The following is a 23,522-nucleotide window of genomic DNA, read 5'->3' on the forward strand; positions in this document are numbered from 1 at the left end:
AGCGGCGTGACGGTCGTGCGTACAGGATTGGCCGAGGCGGCTCCGGTCGGCGGGACGGGCGGCGAGTTCGCCACCCGCTGGCCGGTGCTGCTGGGGGCGACCCTGGGGATCGGCGTGGGCGTCATCGCCCTGCCGTCACCGGCCATCGGCGTGTTCATGCGCGCGCTCCAGGCCGAGTTCGGCTGGACGCGCACCGAGATCTCGCTGGGCCCCACCATCCTGATCGGCGGCCTGGCTCTGGCCTCGCCGCTGCTGGGCTGGGTGGCCGACCGGGTGTCGGCTGTCTGGATCACCGCGGTTGCGCTGACCGCGCTGGCGGCCTCGTTCGTGGTCTTCAGCCAGCTCGGCCCCGACATCCGACTCTACTACGCGACGTTCGCCTTGATGGCGGTCACGGCGTGCGGCGCGGCGACCCTGGTCTACGCCAGGGTGGTCAGCGCCAACTTCGTCCGCGGGCGCGGCCTGGCGCTGGGCCTGGCCATGGTCGGCAACGGGCTCACCGGCATCCTCCTCCCCATGCTGCTGGTCCCGTATGCCGCCAGCGCCGGGTGGCGGCAGGGTTTCCTGGCCTTGGCCGTCCTCGTCGCCCTCGCCGCGCCCGCGGTCGCTTTCCTGATGAGCCTCAGCCGGCCCCAGGCCGTGGCGATCACCGCCGCCGGCCATGCGCCGGGCGTCAGCTTCGACCGGGCCGTCAAGGACCGCACCTTCTGGATCATGGCGCTGGCCTTCGCCCTGATCCCGTTGGGGGCAGGGGGCCTCCACCTGCACCTGCTCGCCTTCCTGGCGGACGAGGGCGTGCCGCCGGCCACCGCCGGCGCCATCGCCGGCCTGGGCGGGTTCGCCCTGATCGTCGGCCGGGTGCTGACCGGCTGGCTGATCGACCGGGCCTTCGCCCCCCACGTCGCCGCCGGCATGATGGCGATCAGCGCCGCCTGCATCGGATCCATGGGCCTGTTCGGCGCGCCGGCCGGCTGGCTGGGCGCCGTCGCCATCGGCCTCTCGATCGGCGCCGAGCTGGACCTGATCGGCTATCTCACCGCCCGCTACTTCGGCATGCGCGCCTACGGCCGGATCTACGGCCTGCTCTATGCCGCCGTCCTGGTGGGCAGCGCCATGTCGCCCCTGGCCTATGGCCGGGTCTCGGACCTCACCGGCGGCTACGCCCTGGCGCTGTTCGGCGCGGCGGGCGTCCTGGCCCTGGCGGCCGTCCTCTTCCTCACCCTGCGCCGTTTCCCCGAGGGCGAGGCGCAACCTTCCGCTTCGGAGTAACCCAATGCCCCAGTCCATCCGCCGCATCGTCACCGGCCACGACGCCTCAGGCCGGTCGAACATCACCTTCGAGGGCGACGCGCCCAACATCATGGAGATGGCCGCCTGGCCGGGCGCGCGGATCACCGAGCTGTGGGTGACCTCCGAAGCGCCGGTCGACAACGACGGCCTGGTCGACCGCGGCGCGCGCCCGATCCGCCACGACCCCGAGCCCCTGGGCACCATCTTCCGGGTGGTGGAGATCCCGCCGGAGTCGGAAGGCGGCCTGCAGGACACCGAAGCGGTCTTCGCCCAGATGGGCAGCCACAACAAACCCGACGCCGGAGATCAGTCGAAGCACGCCACGATGCACGTCACCGACTCGCTCGACTACCTCGTGGTCATCTCCGGCGAGATGCATATGCTGATGGAGGACGGCGAGACCCTGTTGAAGCAGGGCGACTGCATCGTCCAGCGCGGGACAAAGCACGCCTGGGTCAACCGCAGCGGCAAGCCCTGCATCATCGCCGCGGTGCTGGTGGACGCGAAGCGCGCCGCCCGGACATGAACGTCGCCGCTCTGATCGAGACCGCGGCGCGGGGCGACCCGGACGCCACCGCGATCTCGTGGATCGACCGGCCGCTCTGGACCTATGGCGAGCTGATGGCCCGCGCCGGCTCGCTGGCCGCGGGCCTGCGGGCCATGGGCCTCAAGCCCGGCGACCGGGTGACGCTCGCGATGTCGAACTCACCCAGCTACTACGAGGTGCTGCTGGGCGCCTGGACCGCCGGCCTGGTCCCCGCGCCGCAGAACTGCCGCCTGCACCCGGCCGAGATCGGCTACGCGGCCGGCGACTGCCAGTCGCGGGTCTGCTTCTCGACGCCGGACCTGACCGAGCGGCTGCGCGAGCACCTGCCAACCGACTGCGTGCTGATCGACGTGGACAGCTCCGGCTACGCGCGCCTGCACGGCCACGGGACGATCCCGATCGAGCCGCGCGAGGCCACCGATCCGGCGCTGCTGTTCTACACCTCGGGCACCACCGGCAAGCCCAAGGGCGCGATCCAGACCAACCGCACGCTCGTCGCCATGATCGTCAGCTTCCTGGCCGACAGCGGGGCGGTCGTGGACGACCACATCCTGCACTTGGCGCCCATGTCCCACGCCAGCGGCTTCCTGGGCTTCTGCTACCTGGCCCGGGCCCGCAACAACGTGATCCTGCCGACCGGATCGATGGACGGCGAGATGCTCGCCCGCGCTCTCGGGGCGTTTGGGCCGCTGTCGTTCTTCGGCGTGCCCACGGTGGTGCGGCGGCTGATGGATCCGGCGCTGCTGGACCCGAAGCTGATCCCGGGCATCCACCGGATCTTCTTCGGCGGGGCGCCCATGTACGTCGAGGACCTGAAGCGGGCGCTCAAGGTCTTCGGCCCTGAGCGCCTCTGGCATCTCTACGGCCAGGGCGAGAGCCCCAACACCATCACCCACCTGCCGCCGCGGCTGTTCGGCTCGCCCGACGACCCGGACTACGAGGCCCGGCTGGCCAGCGTCGGCGTGGCGCGCAGCGGCGTGCTGGTCCGGGTGGTCCGCGAGGACGGCTCCGAGGCTCCGGCGGGCGAGATCGGGGAGGTGGCCTGCCAGGGCGACACCCTGATGGGCGGCTACTGGCGGCAGCCGGAGGCCACCGCCGCCGCGCTGAAGGACGGCTGGCTGCACACCGGAGACCTGGGCTGGATGGACGCCCGGGGCTACCTGACCCTCGTCGACCGTTCGAAGGACATGATCATCTCCGGCGGCTCCAACATCTATCCGCGCGAGATCGAGGAGGTGCTGCTGACCCATCCCGCGGTCAGCGAATGCGCGATCATCGGCCTGCCGGACCCCGAGTGGGGCGAGGTCCCGTTCGCCTTCGTGGTGGCCCGCGGCCCGGCGCCGGCGACGGAGGACCTGGACGACCTCTGCCTCAGCCAGCTCGCGCGCTACAAGCGGCCCAAGGGCTATCGCTTCGTGGCCGACCTGCCGAAGAGCGCCTATGGCAAGATCCTGAAGCGCGAGCTGCGCGACCTGGCGGCGGCGGAAGACGAGGGCGGACGATGATCCTGGAGATGGCGCATATCGAGGTGAAGGCCGGGGCCGAGCCCGCCTTCGAGGCCGCCGTCGCCCAGGCCGCGCCGCTGTTCGCGGCCGCCCGGGGCTGCCAGGGCATGGAGCTCCACCGCGTGGTCGAGGCTCCCCGTCGCTACATCCTGATGGTCCGCTGGGCGACCCTGGAGGACCACACGGTCCACTTCCGGGAATCGGAGGCGTTCCAGCAGTGGCGCGCCCTGGCCGGGCCGCATTTCGCGGCAGCCCCGACCGTGGAGCATACCGCCGTGGTCTTCCCGGCGGGCTGACCTACGACAATTTCGGTCGTATAGCCGGAAGAGAACATCTTGCGAACCCAGAACAAACCCGGTACCTCTGAGTCCTGCGAAGTGGCCCGGCGGTTGGGCCCATTCGGTTGGCGGAATCGTGGGATAGAGGGTTCATGACATGGCGCAGTCGGCATTGAAGCTCGTGGGCAAAGACGATTCGGAAAAGCAGCGCGCCCTAGAGGCGGCGCTGGCGCAGATCGACCGGGCCTTCGGCAAGGGCTCGGTGATGAAGCTGGGCGACAAGGGCCTCATCGAGATCGAGTCGTTCTCGACCGGCTCGCTGGGCCTGGACCTGGCGCTGGGCATCGGCGGGCTGCCCAAGGGGCGGATCGTCGAGATCTACGGGCCTGAGTCGTCGGGCAAGACCACGCTGGCGCTCCATGTGGTGGCCGAGGTGCAGAAGGCCGGCGGGACCGCCGCCTTCGTCGACGCCGAGCACGCGCTGGACCCGGGCTACGCCCACAAGCTGGGCGTGAACCTGGACGACCTGCTGGTGGCCCAGCCGGACACCGGCGAGCAGGCGCTGGAAATCACCGACACCCTGGTGCGGTCCAACGCCGTGGACGTGATCGTGATCGACTCGGTGGCGGCCCTGACGCCGCGGGCCGAGATCGAGGGCGAGATGGGCGACAGCCTGCCCGGCCTGCAGGCCCGCCTGATGAGCCAGGCGCTGCGCAAGCTCACCGCCTCGATCTCCAAGGCCAAGACCCTGGTGATCTTCATCAACCAGATCCGCATGAAGATCGGGGTGATGTACGGGTCGCCCGAGACCACGACGGGCGGCAACGCGCTGAAGTTCTACGCCTCGGTGCGTCTCGACATCCGTCGCACCGGCTCGGTGAAGCTGCGCGACGAGATCGTCGGCAACAACGTCCGGGTGAAGGTGGTCAAGAACAAGATCGCCCCGCCGTTCCGCGAGGTCGAGTTCGACATCATGTACGGCGAGGGGATCTCCAAGCTGGGAGAGATCATCGACCTGGGCGTGAAGGCCGGGGTGGTCGAAAAGTCCGGCTCCTGGTTCTCCTGGAACAGCCAGCGCATCGGCCAGGGCCGCGACAACGTCCGCGAATTCCTGAAGCAGAACCCGGACATCGCCGCCCAGATCGAGAAGCAGGTCCGCGGCGCCAAGGACGTGGTCGAGGAACAGCTGCTGGTCGGACCCGCCGCGGGCGAGGTCGACGACGAGGACGGCTCCCTCTAGGGCCGCCTCGGCGGTCCGCGCTCCGGGGCGGGTTCCCTCCGCCATCCGGGCCTGCCCCGCGCCACCCGATGCGGGGGCCGCCGGCGACCTTACGAGGTTGGACGCTCAGGGCGCGCGCCCCTGGGCGTCCTTTTCCTTTGGGGCACGGCGCTCGCCGGCGCCCCTTTTTCTTTGGCGGTCCGGCCCAGGTTTCGTAAAGGGACGGCGGTCCCCACCTGGGGGGTGGCGATCCTGTCCAACCGTTTGATGATTGTAGCCCGATGCCGAGCCTGAACGAGATCCGGACCCACTTCCTGGACTTCTTCCAGCAGAACGAACACGCCGTGGTCGCCTCGGCGCCGCTGGTGCCGCAGAACGATCCGACCCTGCTGTTCGTCAACGCCGGCATGGTGCCGTTCAAGAACTACTTCACCGGCGCCGAGACCCCGCCGTGGCCGCGCGCGGCGTCCTCGCAGAAGTCGGTCCGCGCCGGCGGCAAGCACAACGACCTGGACAACGTCGGCTACACCGCGCGTCACCACACCTTCTTCGAGATGCTGGGGAACTTCTCCTTCGGCGACTATTTCAAGGAACAGGCGATCACGCTCGCCTGGAACCTGCTGACCAAGGAGTTCCAGCTTCCGCCCGAGAAGCTGACGGTCACGGTCTATCACACCGACGACGAGGCCCATGCGCTCTGGAAGAAGATCGCCGGCCTGCCGGACCACAAGATCATCCGCATTCCGACCTCGGACAACTTCTGGTCCATGGGCGACACCGGTCCCTGCGGGCCCTGCTCCGAGATCTTCTTCGACCACGGCGAGCATATCGCCGGCGGCCCGCCCGGCAGCCCGGACGAAGACGGCGACCGGTTCGTGGAGATCTGGAACCTGGTCTTCATGCAGTTCGAGCAGTTCGCGGATGGCACGCGTTCGCCCCTGCCCAAGCCCTCGATCGACACCGGCATGGGCTTGGAGCGGATCGCCGCCGTCCTGCAGGGGGTGCACGACAACTATGACGTCGACCTGTTCCGCACGATCATCGCGGCCTCCCGCGAACTGGTGGGCGGCGCCGGGGCGGCGTCCGACAGCGCCTCGTACCGCGTCATCGCCGACCACCTGCGCTCCACCAGCTTCCTGATCGCCGACGGCGTGCTGCCCTCGAACGAGGGCCGCGGCTACGTCCTGCGCCGGATCATGCGGCGCGCCATGCGCCACGCCCACCTGCTGGGGGCCGAAGAGCCGTTGATGCACCGCCTGGCGCCGACGCTGGTGAAGGAGATGGGCGACGCCTATCCCGAACTGCGCCGCGCCGAGCCCGCGATCGTCGAGACCCTGCGCCAGGAGGAAGAGCGGTTCCGCCGCACCCTGGGCCGCGGCATGTCCCTGCTGGACGAGGCCACCGCCGGCCTCAAGGCGGGCGAGGTGCTGTCGGGCGAGACCGCCTTCAAGCTCTACGACACCTATGGCTTCCCGCTGGACCTCACCCAGGACGCGGTCCGGGCCAAGGGCCTGACCGTCAACCTCGACGAGTTCGACGCCGCCATGGGCCGCCAGCGCGACATGGCGCGCGAGGCCTGGGTGGGTTCGGGCCAGGTGACCGCGGCGGCCGAATGGTTCGGCATCCGCGACCGCCTCGGCCCCACCGTGTTCGTCGGCTACGACAACACCGAGGCCACCGGCGAGCTGCTGGCCCTGATGGAGGACGGCCACGAGGTCGACGCCGCCCTGGTCGGCGCCAAGGTGCAGGCGCTGTTCGACCGCACGCCCTTCTACGCCGAGAGCGGCGGCCAGGCCGGCGACCAGGGCGAGGTGGAATGGGACGGCGGCCGCGCCCGCGTCACCGACGTCCAGAAGCACGCTGGCGACCTGCATGTCCACGACCTGGAAATCCTGGAAGGCACGCTCGCGCCCGGCGCGCGGGTGCGGCTGGCGGTCGACGCCGAGCGGCGCGCCTCGACGCGCGCGAACCATTCCGCCACCCACCTGCTGCACGCGGCGCTACGCAATGTCCTCGGCCCCCATGTCACCCAGAAGGGCCAGATGGTCGACGGGGAGCGGATCCGCTTCGACTTCAGCCACGGCCAGCCGGTGACCCCGGACGAGATCGACCGGATCGAGGCCGAGGTGAACGCCGTGGTGCGCCAGAACCTGGCGGCCGACACCCAGCTGATGGCCCCGCAGCAGGCCATCGAGGCCGGCGCCATGGCGCTGTTCGGCGAGAAATACGGCGACAGCGTGCGCGTGCTGACCCTGGGCCGGGCGCTGGGCGGCCCGGAAGGCGAGGAAGGCGGCGCCTATTCGGTCGAGCTGTGCGGCGGCACCCACGTGGCCCGCACCGGCGATATCGCGCTGTTCAAGGTGGTCTCCGAGCAGGGCGTCGCCGCGGGCGTGCGCCGGATCGAGGCGCTGACCGGCGAGGCGGCGCGTCGCTACCTCCTGGACCAGGCCGGCGTGGCCAAGGGCCTGGCCGACCAGTTCAAGGTCCCGGTGGCGGAAGTCCCGGCCCGGGTGGAGGCGTTGCAGCTCCAGGCCCGCAAGCTGGAGAAGGAGCTGGGCGACGCCAAGCGCCAGCTCGCCATGGGTGGCGGCGGCGGGGGCGCGGCAGCCGGCCCTGAAGAGATCGGCGGCGTCCAGGTTCTGGCCCGGATCATGGACGGCGTCGGCGGCAAGGACCTGCGGCCGATCGCCGAGGAGTTCAAGAAGCAGCTCCCCGACGGGGTGATCGTGCTGATCGGCACGGCCGACGGCAAGGCGGCGGTCACTGTGGCCGTGACCGGCTCGGCGCAGGCGACGTTCAACGCTGCCGACCTCGCCAAGGCCGGCGTGCTGGCCATGGGCGGGCAGGGGGCCGGCGGCCGTCCCGACTTCGCGCAGGGCGGCGCTCCGGACGCGACCAAGGCGGCCGAGGGGCTGGCCGCCGTGAAGGGTGTGCTTCAGGGTTAAGATTCCCCCGAGGGTTGTCAGTGGTGGCGTGAGCTACCCGAGCGGTTAAGCTTTGTTTAAGTTTTAGCCCAACCGCGGGCATCTCGGGGAATACATCATGGGTATCAAGCTGTGGGCCGCAATGGCGGCTGCTGGTGGTCTGGCTCTCGCCGCATCGCAGGCGCAAGCGACGACGTTCACGGGTTCCTGGACCCTGGAGTACCTGAACGCCGATCCGGGTCTGGTGCTGCAGGTGCAGCCGCTCAACACGAACTTCAACTTCTCGCTGGCGCCGAACGATCCGAACACGGCCCAGAACGAGGAGATCAAGAACCTCAACCTCTTCAAGATCTATACGAACGAAGGCACGGTCAATCCGGAAGACGACCTGACCATTTCGCCGATCAAGCTGACGTTCAACTTCACCGCGCCGACGCCGAATTCGGTCGACCCGATCAACGGCACCACCTCGGGCTATGCCAGTTCCGAGCTGTTCGGCTTCTTCCAGGGCGGCAAGCTGACCTGGGCCAACGGCGGGGTCACCCAACTGCACTACGGCAATGGCCTGACCGGCCTAATGACCATCTCGGTGAATGGCGGCGAGTTCAACGGCGGCCAGTGGTGGGGCACCGACGAAGGCCCCAGCGACGCGCTGAAGGTCAAGGCGACGTTTGATTGGGATAACGACCCGGTCGCCGTGCCGGAACCGGCGACCTGGGCGCTGATGATCGGCGGCTTCGGCATGGCCGGCGCGACGCTGCGTCGCCGCCGGGCGGTCGCCGCCTAGGCGCCACCCGCACCAATAGCGCGAGCGGCCGAGGCGAGAGCCTCGGCCGTTTTCGTTTGCGCCCTAGCTGGTGGCGTAGACGCAGAACTTGTTGCCGACCGGATCGCGGAAGTAGGCGCCGTAGAAGTTGGTCCCTTCGGGCGGGCGATAGCCGGGCGCGCCCTCGTCGGCGCCGCCGGCGGCCAGGGCCGCGGCGTGGGCGGCGGCGACCTGGTCGGGACTGTCGGCCTTGAAGGCGATCATGATGCCGTTGCCGGCCCGCGGCGCCTGGCCATCGTGCGGCCTGCAGATCCCGACGCAGGGCGAACCCTTGGGCCCGTAGAACGCCCAGCCGCCCTCCGGATCGCCGCGCTCATAGCCGATGGCGCCGAACACCCGGTCGAAGAACGGCAGCGCCGCCTCCACGTCGTGCGCGCCGATGGTGACATAGCCGATGCTCATGCTGGTCCTCCCTGAAGGTCGGAGGAGGTTAGCGCGGGTGCCGAACAAATCAAGAACATTGACTTATTCGCCAGTCAGGCGTTCCCTTGCATGGACACCAGGTTTTCGTGGAGGACCCCGAAAGATGGATACCGGTCGTCAGTTCAGCCAAACCCCCTACGTCGTCGAGCACGAGCGGACCTACCATGCGTTCAGCATCCTGATCCGATGGTCGATGCTGGTGATCGGCGACGCTATCCTATGGCTCAGCCTGTGGTTCGCCTCGCCCGCGGGGTTCCTGGGGGCCACCGTCGTTGGCGTCGCGGTCTTCGTGGTGGGCTACATCTTCCTCATCCGGCACGAGGAGAAGCAGCCGCTCGACCTCTGGGTCGAAGGCCGCTGAAACGAAGAGCGCCGCACGCGGTCTCCCGCATGCGGCGCTGAATTGGGATCGTCCGGGGCGTCGCGCCTTAAGCGGCGAGCGCCTTCTCAAGGTTCGACGCCACCTTGTCGAGGAAGCCCTCGGTGGTGAGCCAGCCCTGGGTGTCGCCGACCAGCAGCGCCAGGTCCTTGGTCATCGAGCCGCTTTCGACAGTCTCGACGCAGACCCGCTCGAGGGTCGAAGCGAAGTGCTCCAGCTCGGCGTTCCCGTCGAGCTTGGCGCGGTGCTTCAGGCCCTGGGTCCAGGCGAAGATCGAGGCGATCGAGTTCGTCGACGTGCTCTCGCCCTTCTGGTGCTGGCGGAAGTGGCGGGTGACAGTGCCGTGGGCGGCCTCGGCCTCCATGACCTTGCCGTCCGGAGTGATCAGCACCGAGGTCATCAGGCCCAGCGAGCCGAAGCCCTGGGCGACCTGGTCGGACTGCACGTCCCCGTCGTAGTTCTTGCAGGCCCAGATGAAGTCGCCGTTCCACTTCAGCGCCGAGGCGACCATGTCGTCGATCAGGCGGTGCTCGTAGACCAGCCCGGCGGCCTTGAACTTCTCGACGTAGTGCGCCTGGTAGATCTCTTCGAAGATGTCCTTGAAGCGCCCGTCGTAGGCCTTGAGGATCGTGTTCTTGGTCGAGAGGTACAGCGGGTATTTCCGCTGCAGGGCGTAGTTGAAGCACGCCGTGGCGAAGTCGCGGATCGAGGGCTCGACATTATACATGGCCATGGCGACGCCGGCCGACTTGAAGTCGTAGACGTCGTGCTCGATCACCTGGCCGTCGGCGCCCTCGAACTTGATGGTCAGCTTGCCGGGACCGGGGACCACGAAGTCGGTGGCGCGATACTGGTCGCCGAAGGCGTGGCGGCCGATGATGATCGGCTTGGTCCAGCCGGGGATCAGGCGCGGCACGTTCTTGCAGATGATCGGCTCGCGGAAGACGACGCCGTCCAGGATGTTGCGGATCGTGCCGTTCGGCGACTTCCACATCTTCTTGAGGTTGAATTCCTTCACCCGGGCTTCGTCCGGGGTGATGGTGGCGCACTTGATGCCGACGCCGTGCTTCTTGATCGCCATGGCCGCGTCGATCGTCACCTGGTCGTCGGTGGCGTCGCGGTTCTCCATCCCCAGGTCGTAGTAGTCGATCTCGAGGTCCAGGAAGGGGAAGATCAACTTGTCCTTGATCCACTGCCAGATGATGCGGGTCATCTCGTCCCCATCGATGTCGACGACGGGGTTGGCGACTTTAATCTTGGCCATGAGGGGCAGGCGCTCCGGGCGTAATGCGTTTGGGGCCGTATAGCCGCCACAGCGGCGGACGCAAAGGCTCCCTAAGGGTTACCCTGCCGCGCGGACCGCGGCGCGCGCCACTTCGGCGATGATCCGGTCACGGCCTGCATCGTCCAGGGTCGCCCCGGAGAGGAAGACGGCCAGGGCGTAAGACCGCCGGTCGGCGAGCGTGAAGATCCCGACGTCGTTGTGGGCGGTGCTGATTCCCTGGTCGACGCCCGAAGTCCCGGGGCGGTGCGCCAGGAAGGCGTTCCCGGGCAGGCCGGCCTTGATGCGGGCGTTCCCGCGGCTGGTGCGGCCCATGAGCTGCAACAGCAGCCGGGTGGAGGCGGGCGTGATCAGCTCCTGGCGGTCCAGCATCTGCAGGAAGTCCAGCATGCCGAGCGGGGTGGCGGTGTCGCGGGGGTCGGCCATGTAGGCGCGCATGGCGGCAAGGCGGGTCGCGGGCGGCACGGCGGCGCGCGCCTCCTGGAAGGCGTTCCCACGCAGCCAGTCCGGCCGGAACGACGGCATGCCGTAGACCTCGGGCTGCAACTCGCGCTCGTAGCGGTCGACGCGCACCTCCGCCACGTGGCGGCCGGCGAGCCACGCGGTCACCGCGCCGGGGCCGCCGATGCGCTTCATCAGGACGTCGGCGGCGGTGTTGTCGCTGTCGATCACCATCGCCTCGAACAGCTCCCGCAACGAATAGTCCCGCCGGCCGGGCCAGGCGGCGGCGATGGGCGAGAAGGCCGGCGAGAGCTGGGTCTCCAGCAGGACGAACGGTTCGGTGAAGACGGCGCGGCCCGCATCGATCTCGGCCAGGACCGCGGCGGCCAGCGGCAGCTTGAACACGCTCTGCATGGGGAAGCGCCGGTCGCCGTTGAAGACGAAGGTCTCGCCGCTCTCCAGGTTGATCAGGCCGACGCCCAGGTTCGCGGGCCGGGCGACCACGGAGATGGCGCTCACGGCCTCGGTCAGGCCGTCGATGTCCATCTTGGGCGTGGTGGAGACGGTGGTGGGCATCCGGGGTTCGCAGGCGGCGAGCAATCCCGCAGGCGCTGCGGACAGCAAGGCGCGACGGTCGAGGGTTGCCATTCTGCGAGCGGGCTCTTCTAAACGCGGCATGGCCGAAGCCTCTCCTCTCGCACCTGTCGTTATCCTGAACGCGCCACAGATGGCGGAGAACATCGGCGCTGTCGCGAGAGTGATGGCCAATTTCGGCCTGGCCGACTTGCGCCTGGTCAATCCGCGAGACGGATGGCCCCAGGAGCGCGCCTGGGCGCTGGCGTCCGGCGCCGAGTGGCCGCTGAACGCGGCGCGGGTCTACGGCTCGGTCGCCGAGGCCATCGCCGACCTGAACCTGGTGTTCGCGACCACCGCCCGGCCACGGGAGCTGCAGCTTCCGGTGTTCACGCCGCGGGCCGGCGCCGTGGAGCTGGCGCAGGCCGCGGCGCGGGGCGAGCGCACAGGCCTGCTGTTCGGGGGCGAGCGCGCCGGGCTGGAGACCGCCGACATCGCGCTGTGCCAAGCGGTCGTGACCATCCCGATCGACCCGCGCTTCCGATCTCTGAACCTGGGCCAGGCGGTGGCGATCAACGCCTATGAGTGGCGGACGACCGTGCTGGACGCACCCCCCGCGATCTTCCGCGAACATTCGCCGCGGGCGGACGGCGCCGCCATGCTGGGCCTCTTCGAGCACCTGGAGCGGGAACTGGACGCCGCCGGGTTCTTCCATCCGCCGGACAAGCGGCCGTCGATGGTCCAGAACCTGCGCTCGGCCCTCGGCAAGGCGCGCTTCTCCGAGCAGGAGGTGCGCACGTTCCGGGGCGTGGTGACCGCGCTCTCCAAGGGGCGCGGCCGGGTGCTGGCCAAGCTCGCGAAACAGAAGGCCGAACAGGGAGACCTGGAATGAACCTCGGGGCCCTGCTGGACAGCCTGCCGATCCCCATCCTCCAGGCGCCGATGGTGGGGGCGTCGCTGGACGAGCTGGCCGTCGTGGTGAGCGAAGCGGGCGGGATGGGGACGCTGGCCGCCGGCGCCCTGCCGCCCGCCGAGATCGGGCCGATGATCGACGCGATCCGGGCCCGCACCGCCGCCCCGTTCGGCGTCAACCTGCTGATGGCGCCGAAGACCGATCCCGCACCCGGAGAGGTCGACGCGGCGCTGGCGCGGCTGGCCCCCTGGTACGCCGAGCTCGGCGCGCCGCCGCCGGAGACGCCGAACCAGTTCGCGCCGGACTTCGAGGCCCAGTTCGACGCGCTGGTCGCCGCCGCGCCGCCGGTGGCCTCCTTCACCTTCTCCATCCTGACGCCCGCGCAGGTGAAGCGCCTGCAGGCCGCCGGGATCTATGTGGTCGGCACGGCCACCACGGTGGCCGAGGCGCGGGCCTGGGCCGAGGTCGGCGCCGACGGGATCTGCGCCCAGGGCTTCGAGGCCGGGGGCCATCGCGGCCACTTCCTGGGCGACATAGAGGAAAGCCTGGTGGGGACGCTGGCCCTCGTGGCCACCATCCGCGCGGCGGTCGACCTGCCGGTGGTCGCCGCGGGCGGGATCATGGACGGTCGCGGCGTGGCCGCGGGCCTGGCCCTGGGGGCGGCCGCCGTCCAGATGGGCACGGCCTTCCTGCTGGCCGACGAGGCGGTGACCTCCAGGCCCTGGCGGCGGGCCGCCGAGGTCGCGACCGACGACCCGACGCGCCTGACAAGGGCCTTCACCGGCCGCCACGCCCGCGGAATCGAGAACAGGTTCATGCGTCTGATGCATGGGGTGCAGGACGACGTCCCCGCCTATCCTGTGCAGAACCGGCTGACCCAGCCGATGCGCGCCGCCGCCGCGAAGGCCGACGACCCGGAGCTGCTGTCGCTCTGGGCCGGCCAGGCGGTGCGGCTCGCGCGGCCGGGTCGGGCGGGCGACATGATCCGGGCGTGGTGGGCCGAGGCGGCGGAGGTCGCCGACGCGGTCGCCGCCCGGACCCGGAGAGGACTGGAGCGCGAGTGACCGACCTGAAGACCGCGGCGAGGGACGCCTACGTCTATACCCTGCCGCTGATCGAGGTGGCCACCACGCGGCAACGCGGCCAGGGCGTGGGCCACAAGATGGGCGTGTTCGCCCACGTCCGGCATCTGGCCAACCACAAGCACCGGGCGGTGACCACGCCCAACACCGACACCCTCTATTCCACCGCCCAGATCGACCTGTCGGCGGGGCCGGTGACCATCACCCTGCCGCCGGCGGGCGACCGCTACCTCTCGCTGGCGCTGATGGACGCCTACACCAACAACTTCGCCATCCTGGGGACGCGGACGACCGGACCGGACGGCGGGACCTTCCGGCTGGTGGGGCCGCGCGACGCCGCGGAGGGCTGGAACGTGGTCCGTTCGCCCACCGACCACGTCTGGGCCCTGGCCCGGATCCTGGTGGAGAGCCCCGACGACCTGGAGGCTGCGCGCGAGGCGCAGGCCGGGATTTCGCTGCAGGGCCCGCCGTCGGACATGCCGGGCCCCTACGCGCCGCGCACGGCCGGATGGCGGGAGTACTTCGCCGCCGCGGCGGCGCTGATGGCGGCGAACCCGCCGCCGGTGACGGACCTGGGCCTGCTGCGCATGATTGCGCCGCTTGGCCTGCTGGACGGCTTCGATCCCGCCCGCTTCTCGCCCGCCGAAGTCGCCGAGATCGAGGCCGGCATGGCGGAGGGCCGCAAGGCTGTACGGGGCGGCGGGGGCCTGTCGGGCACCGAGTTCGTGCACGGCTGGTCCTATCCAAGCTCGCGGCTGGGCGACTTCGAGCAGGACTACCTGCTGCGCGGCGCCGTGGCCCTGGGCGGCCTCGCCGCCCTGCCGCCCGCCGAGGCGATGTACCTGCAGGCCGAGGGGCCGCTGCCGCGAAAGCTGTTCGACGGGACGCAGGCCTGGCGCCTGCACTTCCCGGCCGGCCAGCACCTGCCGGTGAACTCGTTCTGGTCGCTCAGCCTCTACGAGGCGACCGACGACGGACAGTTCTTCTTCTGGGACAACCCCTTGAACCGCTATGCGATCGGCGATCGCACGCCGGGGCTGCAGACCAACCCGGACGGCTCGCTCGACATCTGGATCGGTCACGAACACCCCGGGGCGGATCGCGAGGGGAACTGGCTGCCCGCGCCCGCCGCGCCGTTCGCGCTCTTCATGCGGGCCTACCTGCCGAAGCCGGAGTTGCTCCAGGGCTATTACCGTATGCCTCCGATCGCGGTTGCCTGAGGCCGCCGCGCCCATCAGGTTCCGCCCACTTTAGGGAGGCGTTGCAGGTGAACAGGCGTGAGCTTCTGGCGGCCGTGGCCGCGGTGGGCATGATTCCGGGAGCGCGGGCGTTCGCGGCCGCCGGCGACCTGAGATCGGCCGCGCGCGAGGCGTGGCTCTACGGCCTGCCCTGGATCGAGATGGCGGCGGCCCGCGACCGCATGCTCGGCAACAAGGGCGGCCAGCCCGCGGGGCTCAACGGCTTCGGGCATAGCCGGCAGCTGATCGGGCCCGAGGGCCTGACCATCACCTCGCCGAACAACGACACGATCTATTCCAGCGCCTGGCTGGACCTGACGCAGGGCCCGCTGACGCTGACCGTCCCGCCGACCGGCGACCGCTACATCTCGCTCGCCGGGATGAACATGTACACCGACAACGACTTCGTGCTGGGCACGCGGACCACGGGCGGCGCCGGCGGGCGTTACACCATCGTCGGGCCGGGGCAGGCGGGGGCGGGGCCAAACACCGTGCGCCTCAACACAGCGCATGGCTGGCTGCTGGCCCGGACGCTGGTCGACGGGCCCCAGGACCTGCCGGCGGTCCACAAGATCCAGGACCAGCTGCGGCTGTCGGGTCCGGCGGGCGCGCGCCCGGCCAAGGTCTATGCGACCCGGCACTCGCCGGCGCTGGAGTACTTCGCATCCCTGGCGGAGCTTCTGAAATCGGATCCGCCGCCCGCCACGGACGGCGTCCTCTTCGGCCGCGCTGCGCCGCTCGGACTGACGGCCGTCGGCGGATTCGAGGCCAAGCGGTTCGACGCGGCCGCCGTGGCCGAGATCGAGGCGGGCGTCGCCGAGGCCAGGAAGGCGATCGAAGGCATGCGGCCCGGAGCGTCGGTGCAAGGCTGGACCTATCCGCGGCACACCCTCGGCTATTTCCACCAGGACTATCTGTTCCGGGCGGCGGTGGCGGTGATCGGCCTGGCGGCGCTACCGCCGGCCGAGGCGATGTACATGCAGCCGGTCGCCGACAAGGGCCGGATCTTCGACGGGACCGGCCCCTACCGCATGCACTTCCCGGCCGGCCAGATGCCGCAGGTGAATGCGTTCTGGTCGCTGACCATGTACCGGCCGACGAAGGACGGGCAGTTCTTCCTCGTGGAGAACCCGATCAAGCGCTACTCGATCGGCGACCGCACGCCGGGGCTCAGGAAGAATGCGGACGGCTCGCTGGACCTTTGGATCGCGCGCAGCGACCCCGGCGGCGAAAGGAGCGCGAACTGGTTGCCGGCGCCGGCCGACGGTCCGTTCAGCCTGAGCTTCCGCGCCTATCTGCCCACCCCGGACTTCCAGGACGGCCGCTACCGCCTGCCCGCGCTGGAGCAGGTGTGAGTCGAGGCCGGCCGAAGCGTCAGAGACCGAAGCGTCGACCCGCGTCGCCCGCGAAGTCCCGCGAGCCCACGTGGGTCAGCCGGCTGCGGGTGTCGAGCCAGACGTCGCCCCCGATGTCGCGCCAGCGCCGGCAGAAGGTGTAGTCCTCGCTGAGGTAGTGGCCGCTCTCCGGGTCGATCATCCCGTCGAACAGGGCGTACTGGTTCGGGCTCTCGACTGGGCGGGCGCGATCGTGGACCGCAGTGAAGCGGAGCTGGGGATAGGCGTCGATCATGCGCTCGAGCGCGCGGCGCTTGATGAGCATGAAGCCCGTGCCGGCGAACTCGGCCGTCACGAAGCCGTCCGTCTCCCGGCGCAGGTCGGGCGCCAGGAACGCGCCGAGATAACGAAGCTGGGCGGTCTCCATCGGCTCGCCCTCGGCGAAGCGGCGCATCGCCTGTTCGCTATCGTCCACGACCTTCAGCGGATACATGCCGGCCACGACGTCCTGGTCGAACCTCAGCATCCGCCCGACCTGGTCGGGCGTGAAGCCGATGTCGGCGTCGATGAACATCAGGTGGGTCGCGTCGCTATTGTCGAGGGTCGTGGCCACAAGCGAATTCCGCGCCCGGGTGATCATGGAATCGTTGCCGAGCAGCTGCAGCGTGATCGCGACGTTGTCGTGCGTCGCGGCCAGCATGAGGCCGCAGACCGACTGCATGTACCGCTGGGTGACGACGCCGCCGTAGCAGGGCGTCGCGACGACGATATGGAGTGTGTTGCTCTGCACGTGGCTCTCCGGCGGCTGCGCCTGCAACCGCGTCCGCCGGCCGTGTACAGTAGAAACGCAACTGGTGGATTTCCCGACCTGTGTCGGCTCGGTAGCCCTTCTGACGCAAACGGGGGAGCCGCCACAGACCGTGATCGGCCGACCGCCCCGGCGACAGGGGAGGTCGGCCTCACGGCGGGCTGTCCGGCCAGGGTCAGCCCGCTGACTTGACCTCGCTCTTCTGAATCGCCGCCTGCAGCGGCCGGCGCGTTGACTTGGCGCAAAGCACGCGGGTTTCTTGACTCGCGAGCCTCCGGCCGCCATACACCGCGCCTTCCAGCCGCCAGGGCGACCTGCGTGGCCGGAGACCTATGACGGGTGATGCAAGGCCGCCGTTGAAATCGCGTTCCTCCTGAGGGGACGCCGGCCCGCGTCGAACAGAGAGCTACTCATGTCCAAGCGCCATAGCGCCAAGTACAAACTCGACCGCCGGATGGGCGAGAACATCTGGGGTCGCCCGAAGTCCCCCATCAACACCCGCGCCTACGGCCCCGGCCAGCACGGCCAGCGCCGCAAGTCCAAGGTCTCGGACTTCGGCCTGCAGCTGCGCGCCAAGCAGAAGCTGAAGGGCTACTACGGCAACATCACCGAGAAGCAGTTCGTCCGCATCTATACGGAAGCTGCGCGCCGCAAGGGCAACACCTCGGAAAACCTGATCTCGCTGCTCGAGTCGCGCCTGGATGCGATCGTCTACCGCTCCAAGTTCGTCCCGACCCCGTTCGCCGCGCGCCAGTTCGTCAACCACGGCCACGTGCTGGTGAACGGCAAGCGCGTGAACATCGCCTCCTACCGCGTGAAGGCCGGCGACGTGGTCTCGGTGCGCGAGCGTTCGCGCAACATGGCCCTGGTGCTGGAAGCCCTGCAGTCCGGCGAGCGTGACACGCCCGACTACATCACGGTCGACGCCAAGGCGATGGCCGCCACCTTCGTCCGCGCCCCCGAACTCTCGGAAGTGCCGTACCCGGTGAAGATGGAACCGAACCTCGTGGTCGAATTCTACGCGTCGTAGGACGCCGCCGAGCTCGAAGCGATTGCGAAGGCCCTGGAGAAATCCGGGGCCTTTTGCTTTGGCCGCCGCTGTGGCGAAGTCCGCGCATGAACCGCCGTCTTTTCGTCTTCGCCGCGCTGGCGCTCTGCGGCTGCGCCACGCCACCGGCGCCGGTGCTCGCCCCGGCCGCCTCGGGGCTCGCCGAACTGGAGCCGCTCTATCGCGCCGACGCAGGGCGCGAGGCCCTGACCATCAGCGTAGCGTCCAGCGGCTGCACCGCCAAGGCGGACTTCGCCTTCTATATGGAGCGCCAGGGCGAGGCGGTGACCCTGGCGTTCGGGCGCAAGCGCCTCGACACCTGCAAGTCGTTCGCCATGGGCAAGACCGAGCTCACCTTCACCTGGGCGGAGCTGGGCGTGGCGCCGCGCACCCCGGTGTTCCTACTGAACCCGCTGCTCGCGTGGACTGGACCGGGCGGCTAGCGGCGTCGGTTCGGCCTCGGGCGGCATGAACTCCACGCCGTTGCGGGGCAGGGAGGCCGGATACTCGCGCTGCAGCCAGCCGATGACCTTCTCCCGCACCTCCGAGCGGAGCGCCACAGCCTCGGCCGAATTGCGCACGCTGATGCGGCAGCGGATCTCCAGCGAACGCTCGCGCACGTCGTTGACCTCGACCTTCAGCAGTTTGCCGTCCCAGCCGGGCCAGGCGTGGACGACCTCCTCCACGGTGGCGCGCAAGCAGTCGATCGGCACCCGCTGGTCCACCAGCAGCATGACCTCGGCGATCAGGGCGGCGGACTCGCGGGTCCAGTTCTGGAAGGGCTGATCGAGGAAGAACTTGAGCGGCACAATGAGGCGGCGCTCGTCGCGCAGGCGGATGACCACATAGGTCGACTTGATCTCCTCCACATGGCCGAACTCGTTCTGGATTACGACGGCGTCGTCGATCCGGATCGGTTGCGTGAAGGCGATCTGGACGCCGGCCAGCAGATTCGAGAGCACCGGTTGCAGGGCGAGACCCACGATGATGCCGGCGGCGCCGCCGGCCGCCAGGAGGCTGACGCCGACCTGCTTCACGCCGGGGATAGTCATGAGCACGAGCGCGGCCGTGACGACGAACACCAGCACATTGAGCAGCCGGCGCAGGATCCGCGTCTGGGTCAGCATCTTGCGGGCGTGCAGGTTGTCCGCGACGTCGGTCCGGTGTTTGCGCAGGTAGAGCGCCATACCGATGTCGGCCGCCGTCATCACCGCCCAGCCGACCAGGACGATGAAGGCCACCAGCAGGATGTGCAGGAACAGCCGCTCAAGCCGGTCGGGGATCGGAGCGACCTTCAGCGCCCAGCTCGTGGCGGCCACCATCAGGGCGAGGCGGCCGGGCGCGCGCGTGCGGATCAACAGCGAGCGGGTGAACTCGCTGCTGCGCTGCAGCCCGCGTTTGAGGGCCCGCACCAGTAGTTCGTGCGCCACAAGGGCGGCGGCGAGCGCGCCGGCGATCAGGGCCAGGCCGACGGCCCAGGCGGGAATCCAGGACAGGAAGGCGGGGATTTTGAACGCGTGCAGAGGCATCCGACCTCAAACCCGCGAAGCAAGCCGGTGGTTCACATGCGCTCGACACGCTGCGGACGCGGACATAACCTCACGCAACTATCGATGGTCGAGGGGCGCATGGAGTTTCGGGCGTTGGTGGCGCGGGCGCTCATGGGCGTCCTAGCCGTGTTATTGCTGGCTGCGCCGGCGCAGGCGGCCTGGATCCGCGCCGAGACCGACAGGTTCGTCGTCTACGGCGAGGGCGGCGAGAAGTCGGTGCGCGACTTCGCCACCAAGCTCACCACCTACGACTGGGTCCTGCGCAGGTTCCATCCGTCCACGATGGACCGGAAGGCCCCCACCAAGGTCCAGGTGTTCCTGCTGGCCGATCAGAGCGACCTGAAGCGGGTCCGCCCATACCTGCAGAAGTACACGCTGGGCTTCTACAGCGCGATGAACGAAGGCGTCTTCGCCTTCGCGGTGAAGAGCGAGGGCCTCGTCGGGGCGGACGCCGTGCTGTTCCACGAGTACGCCCATCACTTCATGCTGGAGAACTTCCCGTCCGCCTATCCCGCCTGGTTCGTCGAGGGTTGGGCCGAGTATTTCATGACGACGGAGATCACCAAGGACCAGATCAAGATCGGCGGGTACAACCCGGCGCGGGCCTATGGAATCTTCAACGAGACCTGGCTGCCGATGGAGGAATTGCTTTCGAAGACGACGGGAGAAACCCGTCCGGCGAAAACCAACGTCTATTACGCCCAGGCCTGGCTGCTCACCCACTACATGCGCAGCGACGACACGCGGGCCCGACAGCTCGACGTGGCGATCAAGGCGATCGCCGACGGCAAGGACCCGGTGAAGTCGATGGAGAGCGCGACAGGCGGCAGCCTGGCGGACCTGACGGCGGCGCTGAAGAAATACCGCAAGCTGCCGCTGGTCGGGGTCAGGAACCCCGGGCTCACACCGCAAATGACGGTCACGGTCATGCCCCGGAGCGCCGACGACCTGCTGCTGGACGAAATGCGCCTGGTCCTCTGGCCGACAGGCCGGCTCGATCCGGACTTCCTGGCGAACGTGCGGCGCAAGGCGGCGCGGTATCCGGGCGACCGGTTCGCCGAGCAGGTCCTCGCCCGCGCCGAGTTCGTCATGGGCGACGTGGCCGCCGCCGAGGCGATCATGAAGCGGCGGCTGGAGGCCACGCCCGACGATGTGGAAGACCTCCTGCTGGCGGGCACGGGCCAGGTCATGGCGGGCATGCGGGACAGCGAGAAGCGCGAAGCCCGCTACCGCGCCGCGCGGCCGCTGCTGGCCAAGGCCTACCAGCTGGACAAGGGCGATTTCCGCACCCTGTTCGCCTATGCGCTGAGCCGGTCGATCGAGCCCGTGTTTCCGACAGACAACGACCTGGCCGCGCTTACGGAGGCGCGATACTTGGCGCCCGCGGTGCAGGAGAGTTCGTTCCGCCTGGGGATGGCCCTGCTGCAGAAAGGCCGCCGCGACGAGGCGGCGAAGGTGCTGGCGCCGGTGATCAACAACCCCCACGGCGGCCGCGCCGCCCAGCAGGCGCGGACGCTGCTGAACCAGGGTCGCCTGGGCGCCCTGGACCTCGAGGCGCTGGGCGACGAGGAGGACGAGGCGCCTCAGCCCGGGCCGGCCGGGGCGCCGGCCGCGCCGACCACACCAACTAGGTAAAGACCTGGGTGATCCAGTCGGGCACCCGGCGCGGGCGGCCGGTGGCCTGTTCGATCAGCACCCAGGTGGTGTGGACCTGGGCGCACATCTGGCCGTCGGGGCCGTCGATGCGGATGAAGCGGTCGAAGCGGGGGCCCTGCGGCGCCTCGGCGACCCAGGTTCGGGCCTGGGCGGTCTCGCCGGGCAAGAGCGGGCGGCGGTAGTCGATCTCGTGGCGCAGCGCGATCCAGGCCCAGGTCGCCTGTTCCTGGGCGGGCGCGCGGCTCTGCCAGTGCGCGACGCCCATGTCCTGGGCCCAGCGCAGATAGACCACATTGTTCACGTGGCCGTTCTCGTCGATGTCGGCAGGCGTGGGCTCGAACGTGCGGCAGAAGACCTGCCGGCCTTCCGGCGGTTCGAGCAGTTTCGTCACGCGGTAATGAGGCCTTGCTCTTCCAGCATGGCCTTCAGCTCGCCCGACTGGAACATCTCCTTGACGATGTCGCAGCCGCCGACGAATTCGCCCTTCACGTAGAGCTGGGGGATCGTCGGCCAGTCGGAATAGGTCTTGATGCCCTCGCGCAGCGGCTCGGACTGCAGGACGTCGACACCCACGAAGTCCACGCCCAGGTGATCCAGGATCTGCACCGTCACGGCCGAGAAGCCGCAGCGGGGCTGTTCCGGCTCGCCCTTCATGAACAGGACGACGTTGTGTTCGGCCACGGACTTGGCGATCCAGTCGTGGACAGGGTTGGCGGTGGCGGCTTCGGACATGGGTCGCCCTTTCGGCGCAAGATCTTCGACCAAGAGCTAGGGACGCAGGTCCGCCGGGTCAAGCGCGTCAGGCTGGCGCGGAGGTCTCGAGGGCCAGGGCATGGAGTTCGCCGCCCATCTTGCCCTTGAGCGCGGCATAGACGAGCTGGTGCTGGCGGACGCGCGGCAGGCCGGCGAACGCCTTGGAGACGATGCGGGCCTTGTAGTGGTCGCCGTCGCCCGCCAGGTCCTCGATCTCGATGGTGGCGTCGGGGAAGCCTTCGCGCAGGACGGCTTCCAGGTCGGGTTGGGACATCGGCATGACTCGGACTTAGGCCCGCCTCAGCCGGCCGTCCAGAGGAGCGAGAGCCCGAACGCGCCCATCAGTCCCGCCGCACCGCGGTCCAGCGGCTTCTGCGCCCGCGCATAGGCTTGCGCGGCGCGCAGGGCGGAGAAGGCCAACGCCAGGCCCGCCTGCCAGAGCAGGCAGGTGACGGTGACCACCAGGACGGCGGCCCCGTGGACCCAGGCCGGGGTCTCCGGGCCCACGTAGGCGGAGAAGACGCTGGCGAAGAACAGCACCGACTTGGGGTTGGTCAGACAGATGGCCAGGCCCTGCCAGAAGGCGGCCCGCGCCGCGCCGGGTGGCGGCTCGGCGGTCTCCGGCTCGGGCTTGGCGCGCCAGAGCGCGATCGCGAACCAGATCAGATAGAGGCCGCCCCCGACCCGCAGGATCTTGTAGAGCCACGGCGCGGCGGCCAGCAGGGCGCCCAGGCCCACGACGGCCGCGCCGCACCAGATCACGCAGCCCAAGGTCGTTCCGAGCGCCGTGGCCAGCGCGGGTCCGCGGCCGCGGCGCATGGCGACCCGCATCGTCAGGAAGTTCGAGGGCCCGGGGATGATCGACGTCGCGAGGGCCAGACCGAACAGGGCGGCGAGGGACAGGATATGTTCGGTCATCTTCCCTAGGCGGTCCGGGTGAAATCCATGATCCAGTTGGTCTCCCAGGTCTGGCCGCCGTCGTACGAGAAGGCCTGGCTCCAGCACGCCGAAGACGCGGTGATGTCCTCCCAACGGTAGACCACCTTCACCGGCCGGTCGCCGTCCACATCCTCGCCGTGGAACAGGCCAATGCCGTTCTCGAAGCGTCCGAACACCGGATTCTGCAACACGCCGGAGGCGCTGTTGACCCAGTAGATCGCCCACTGGCCGGTCTCCACATTGAAGGTGCGGAACGACAGGCCCTGGAAGCCGCGCTCGGGGAAGTCGTTCTCGTCGACATTGCACAGCCCGCCCATCAGGCCCTGGCAGTAGGTGTCGCTGTGGAACACGTCCCAGTCGTCGCCGCCGACGCCGCGCGTCGTCAGCCGGTGGTGCTCGACCCTCCAGCGCCCGTACAGGAAATGGAAGTCGCGCCGTCCGTCGTCGTGGGCGTCGTAGGCCATGTTCGTATCCCTCTGTTGGGGAGGGATGTAGCGGGCGCCTGCTGACAGCG

25 protein-coding genes are annotated in these 23,522 nt (G+C 69.5%); 15 read left to right on the top strand and 10 right to left on the bottom strand.

The window, feature by feature from the left end; genetic code table 11:
• Positions 1–6 precede the first annotated feature (6 nt).
• The 7 genes from EPO51_RS01245 to EPO51_RS01275 all read left to right on the top strand — a co-directional run bounded on the left by EPO51_RS01245 (position 7) and on the right by EPO51_RS01275 (position 8,550).
• Entirely contained in the window at positions 7–1,269 is a 1,263-nt protein-coding gene (locus EPO51_RS01245; RefSeq protein ID WP_293345129.1) for an MFS transporter, read from the top strand.
• 4 nt (positions 1,270–1,273) lie between these two features.
• A complete protein-coding gene (locus EPO51_RS01250) occupies positions 1,274–1,816 on the top strand; it encodes a cupin domain-containing protein (RefSeq protein WP_293345131.1) in 543 nt (180 codons plus the stop codon).
• A complete protein-coding gene (locus EPO51_RS01255) occupies positions 1,813–3,342 on the top strand; it encodes a class I adenylate-forming enzyme family protein (RefSeq protein WP_293345133.1) in 1,530 nt (509 codons plus the stop codon). The genes EPO51_RS01250 and EPO51_RS01255 overlap by 4 nt, the downstream gene beginning before the upstream one ends.
• Entirely contained in the window at positions 3,339–3,638 is a 300-nt protein-coding gene (locus EPO51_RS01260) for an antibiotic biosynthesis monooxygenase family protein (protein ID WP_293345135.1), read from the top strand. The genes EPO51_RS01255 and EPO51_RS01260 overlap by 4 nt, the downstream gene beginning before the upstream one ends.
• Positions 3,639–3,777: 139 nt before the next feature.
• Complete coding sequence (gene recA, locus EPO51_RS01265) at positions 3,778–4,860, top strand: recombinase RecA (RefSeq protein ID WP_293345137.1); 1,083 nt, start codon at positions 3,778–3,780, stop codon at positions 4,858–4,860.
• A gap of 260 nt (positions 4,861–5,120) precedes the next feature.
• Positions 5,121–7,784, top strand: a complete 2,664-nt coding sequence (gene alaS, locus EPO51_RS01270) for an alanine--tRNA ligase (RefSeq protein WP_293345139.1) — start codon at positions 5,121–5,123, stop codon at positions 7,782–7,784.
• Positions 7,785–7,881: 97 nt separating this feature from the next.
• Positions 7,882–8,550, top strand: a complete 669-nt coding sequence (locus EPO51_RS01275; RefSeq protein WP_293345141.1) for a PEPxxWA-CTERM sorting domain-containing protein — start codon at positions 7,882–7,884, stop codon at positions 8,548–8,550.
• Positions 8,551–8,613: 63 nt separating this feature from the next.
• On the opposite strand, the gene EPO51_RS01280 is transcribed toward EPO51_RS01275, so the two are convergent.
• Positions 8,614–8,991 carry a VOC family protein gene (locus EPO51_RS01280; protein WP_293345143.1) on the bottom strand — a complete coding sequence of 126 codons (378 nt, stop codon included), beginning with the start codon at positions 8,989–8,991 and terminating at the stop codon, positions 8,614–8,616.
• 124 nt (positions 8,992–9,115) lie between these two features.
• Between EPO51_RS01280 and EPO51_RS01285 the strand changes: the two genes are divergently transcribed.
• Positions 9,116–9,373: a hypothetical protein gene (locus EPO51_RS01285; protein WP_293345145.1), complete on the top strand. Its 258-nt coding sequence runs from the start codon at positions 9,116–9,118 to the stop codon at positions 9,371–9,373.
• Positions 9,374–9,440: 67 nt separating this feature from the next.
• On the opposite strand, the gene EPO51_RS01290 is transcribed toward EPO51_RS01285, so the two are convergent.
• On the bottom strand, positions 9,441–10,655 hold the full coding sequence (locus EPO51_RS01290; protein ID WP_293345147.1) for an NADP-dependent isocitrate dehydrogenase: 1,215 nt from the start codon (positions 10,653–10,655) through the stop codon (positions 9,441–9,443).
• A gap of 78 nt (positions 10,656–10,733) precedes the next feature.
• On the bottom strand, positions 10,734–11,762 hold the full coding sequence (gene bla / locus EPO51_RS01295; protein WP_293345149.1) for a class A beta-lactamase: 1,029 nt from the start codon (positions 11,760–11,762) through the stop codon (positions 10,734–10,736).
• 28 nt (positions 11,763–11,790) lie between these two features.
• On the opposite strand from bla, the gene EPO51_RS01300 reads away from it, so the two are divergent.
• The 4 genes from EPO51_RS01300 to EPO51_RS01315 are packed head-to-tail and all read left to right on the top strand — an operon-like array spanning position 11,791 to position 16,275.
• The gene (locus EPO51_RS01300) at positions 11,791–12,579 is read left to right on the top strand and encodes an RNA methyltransferase (RefSeq protein ID WP_293345151.1); all 789 of its coding nucleotides are present in this window, start codon (positions 11,791–11,793) and stop codon (positions 12,577–12,579) included.
• Positions 12,576–13,664, top strand: coding sequence for an NAD(P)H-dependent flavin oxidoreductase (locus tag EPO51_RS01305; RefSeq protein ID WP_293345153.1), 1,089 nt, complete (start codon positions 12,576–12,578; stop codon positions 13,662–13,664). The genes EPO51_RS01300 and EPO51_RS01305 overlap by 4 nt, the downstream gene beginning before the upstream one ends.
• Complete coding sequence (locus EPO51_RS01310) at positions 13,661–14,902, top strand: DUF1254 domain-containing protein (protein ID WP_293345154.1); 1,242 nt, start codon at positions 13,661–13,663, stop codon at positions 14,900–14,902. The genes EPO51_RS01305 and EPO51_RS01310 overlap by 4 nt, the downstream gene beginning before the upstream one ends.
• Positions 14,903–14,949: 47 nt before the next feature.
• Positions 14,950–16,275, top strand: a complete 1,326-nt coding sequence (locus tag EPO51_RS01315) for a DUF1254 domain-containing protein (protein WP_293345156.1) — start codon at positions 14,950–14,952, stop codon at positions 16,273–16,275.
• Between the two features lie 19 nt (positions 16,276–16,294).
• Here EPO51_RS01315 and EPO51_RS01320 read toward each other — a convergent pair whose 3' ends face one another.
• Positions 16,295–17,044: a hypothetical protein gene (locus EPO51_RS01320; protein WP_293345158.1), complete on the bottom strand. Its 750-nt coding sequence runs from the start codon at positions 17,042–17,044 to the stop codon at positions 16,295–16,297.
• A gap of 430 nt (positions 17,045–17,474) precedes the next feature.
• Between EPO51_RS01320 and rpsD the strand changes: the two genes are divergently transcribed.
• Both rpsD and EPO51_RS01330 read left to right on the top strand, forming a co-directional pair.
• Positions 17,475–18,092: a 30S ribosomal protein S4 gene (gene rpsD, locus EPO51_RS01325; RefSeq protein ID WP_293345160.1), complete on the top strand. Its 618-nt coding sequence runs from the start codon at positions 17,475–17,477 to the stop codon at positions 18,090–18,092.
• 86 nt (positions 18,093–18,178) lie between these two features.
• On the top strand, positions 18,179–18,553 hold the full coding sequence (locus EPO51_RS01330) for a hypothetical protein (protein ID WP_293345162.1): 375 nt from the start codon (positions 18,179–18,181) through the stop codon (positions 18,551–18,553).
• Here the strand turns inward: EPO51_RS01330 and EPO51_RS01335 are convergent.
• Positions 18,512–19,639, bottom strand: coding sequence for a mechanosensitive ion channel family protein (locus EPO51_RS01335; RefSeq protein WP_293345164.1), 1,128 nt, complete (start codon positions 19,637–19,639; stop codon positions 18,512–18,514). The two genes, EPO51_RS01330 and EPO51_RS01335, sit on opposite strands and share 42 nt — an antisense overlap.
• 99 nt (positions 19,640–19,738) lie before the next feature.
• On the opposite strand from EPO51_RS01335, the gene EPO51_RS01340 reads away from it, so the two are divergent.
• Positions 19,739–21,295 carry a tetratricopeptide repeat protein gene (locus EPO51_RS01340; protein ID WP_293345166.1) on the top strand — a complete coding sequence of 519 codons (1,557 nt, stop codon included), beginning with the start codon at positions 19,739–19,741 and terminating at the stop codon, positions 21,293–21,295.
• Here the strand turns inward: EPO51_RS01340 and EPO51_RS01345 are convergent.
• The 5 genes from EPO51_RS01345 to EPO51_RS01365 all read right to left on the bottom strand — a co-directional run bounded on the left by EPO51_RS01345 (position 21,288) and on the right by EPO51_RS01365 (position 23,472).
• Positions 21,288–21,707, bottom strand: coding sequence for an acyl-CoA thioesterase (locus EPO51_RS01345; RefSeq protein ID WP_293345168.1), 420 nt, complete (start codon positions 21,705–21,707; stop codon positions 21,288–21,290). The two genes, EPO51_RS01340 and EPO51_RS01345, sit on opposite strands and share 8 nt — an antisense overlap.
• A complete protein-coding gene (gene grxD / locus EPO51_RS01350) occupies positions 21,704–22,048 on the bottom strand; it encodes a Grx4 family monothiol glutaredoxin (protein WP_293345170.1) in 345 nt (114 codons plus the stop codon). Before grxD ends, EPO51_RS01345 begins: the two co-directional genes overlap by 4 nt.
• 67 nt (positions 22,049–22,115) lie before the next feature.
• Positions 22,116–22,349 (bottom strand): BolA family protein, encoded by a 234-nt coding sequence (locus EPO51_RS01355; RefSeq protein ID WP_293345172.1) that lies wholly within the window; start codon positions 22,347–22,349, stop codon positions 22,116–22,118.
• 20 nt (positions 22,350–22,369) lie between these two features.
• Positions 22,370–22,987 carry a LysE family translocator gene (locus tag EPO51_RS01360; protein ID WP_293345174.1) on the bottom strand — a complete coding sequence of 206 codons (618 nt, stop codon included), beginning with the start codon at positions 22,985–22,987 and terminating at the stop codon, positions 22,370–22,372.
• A gap of 5 nt (positions 22,988–22,992) precedes the next feature.
• A complete protein-coding gene (locus tag EPO51_RS01365) occupies positions 22,993–23,472 on the bottom strand; it encodes a DUF1579 domain-containing protein (RefSeq protein ID WP_293345176.1) in 480 nt (159 codons plus the stop codon).
• Between the last annotated feature and the right edge of the window lie 50 nt (positions 23,473–23,522).

The organism is Phenylobacterium sp. (assembly GCF_004297125.1).
Taxonomy (GTDB): Bacteria; Pseudomonadota; Alphaproteobacteria; order Caulobacterales; family Caulobacteraceae; genus Phenylobacterium.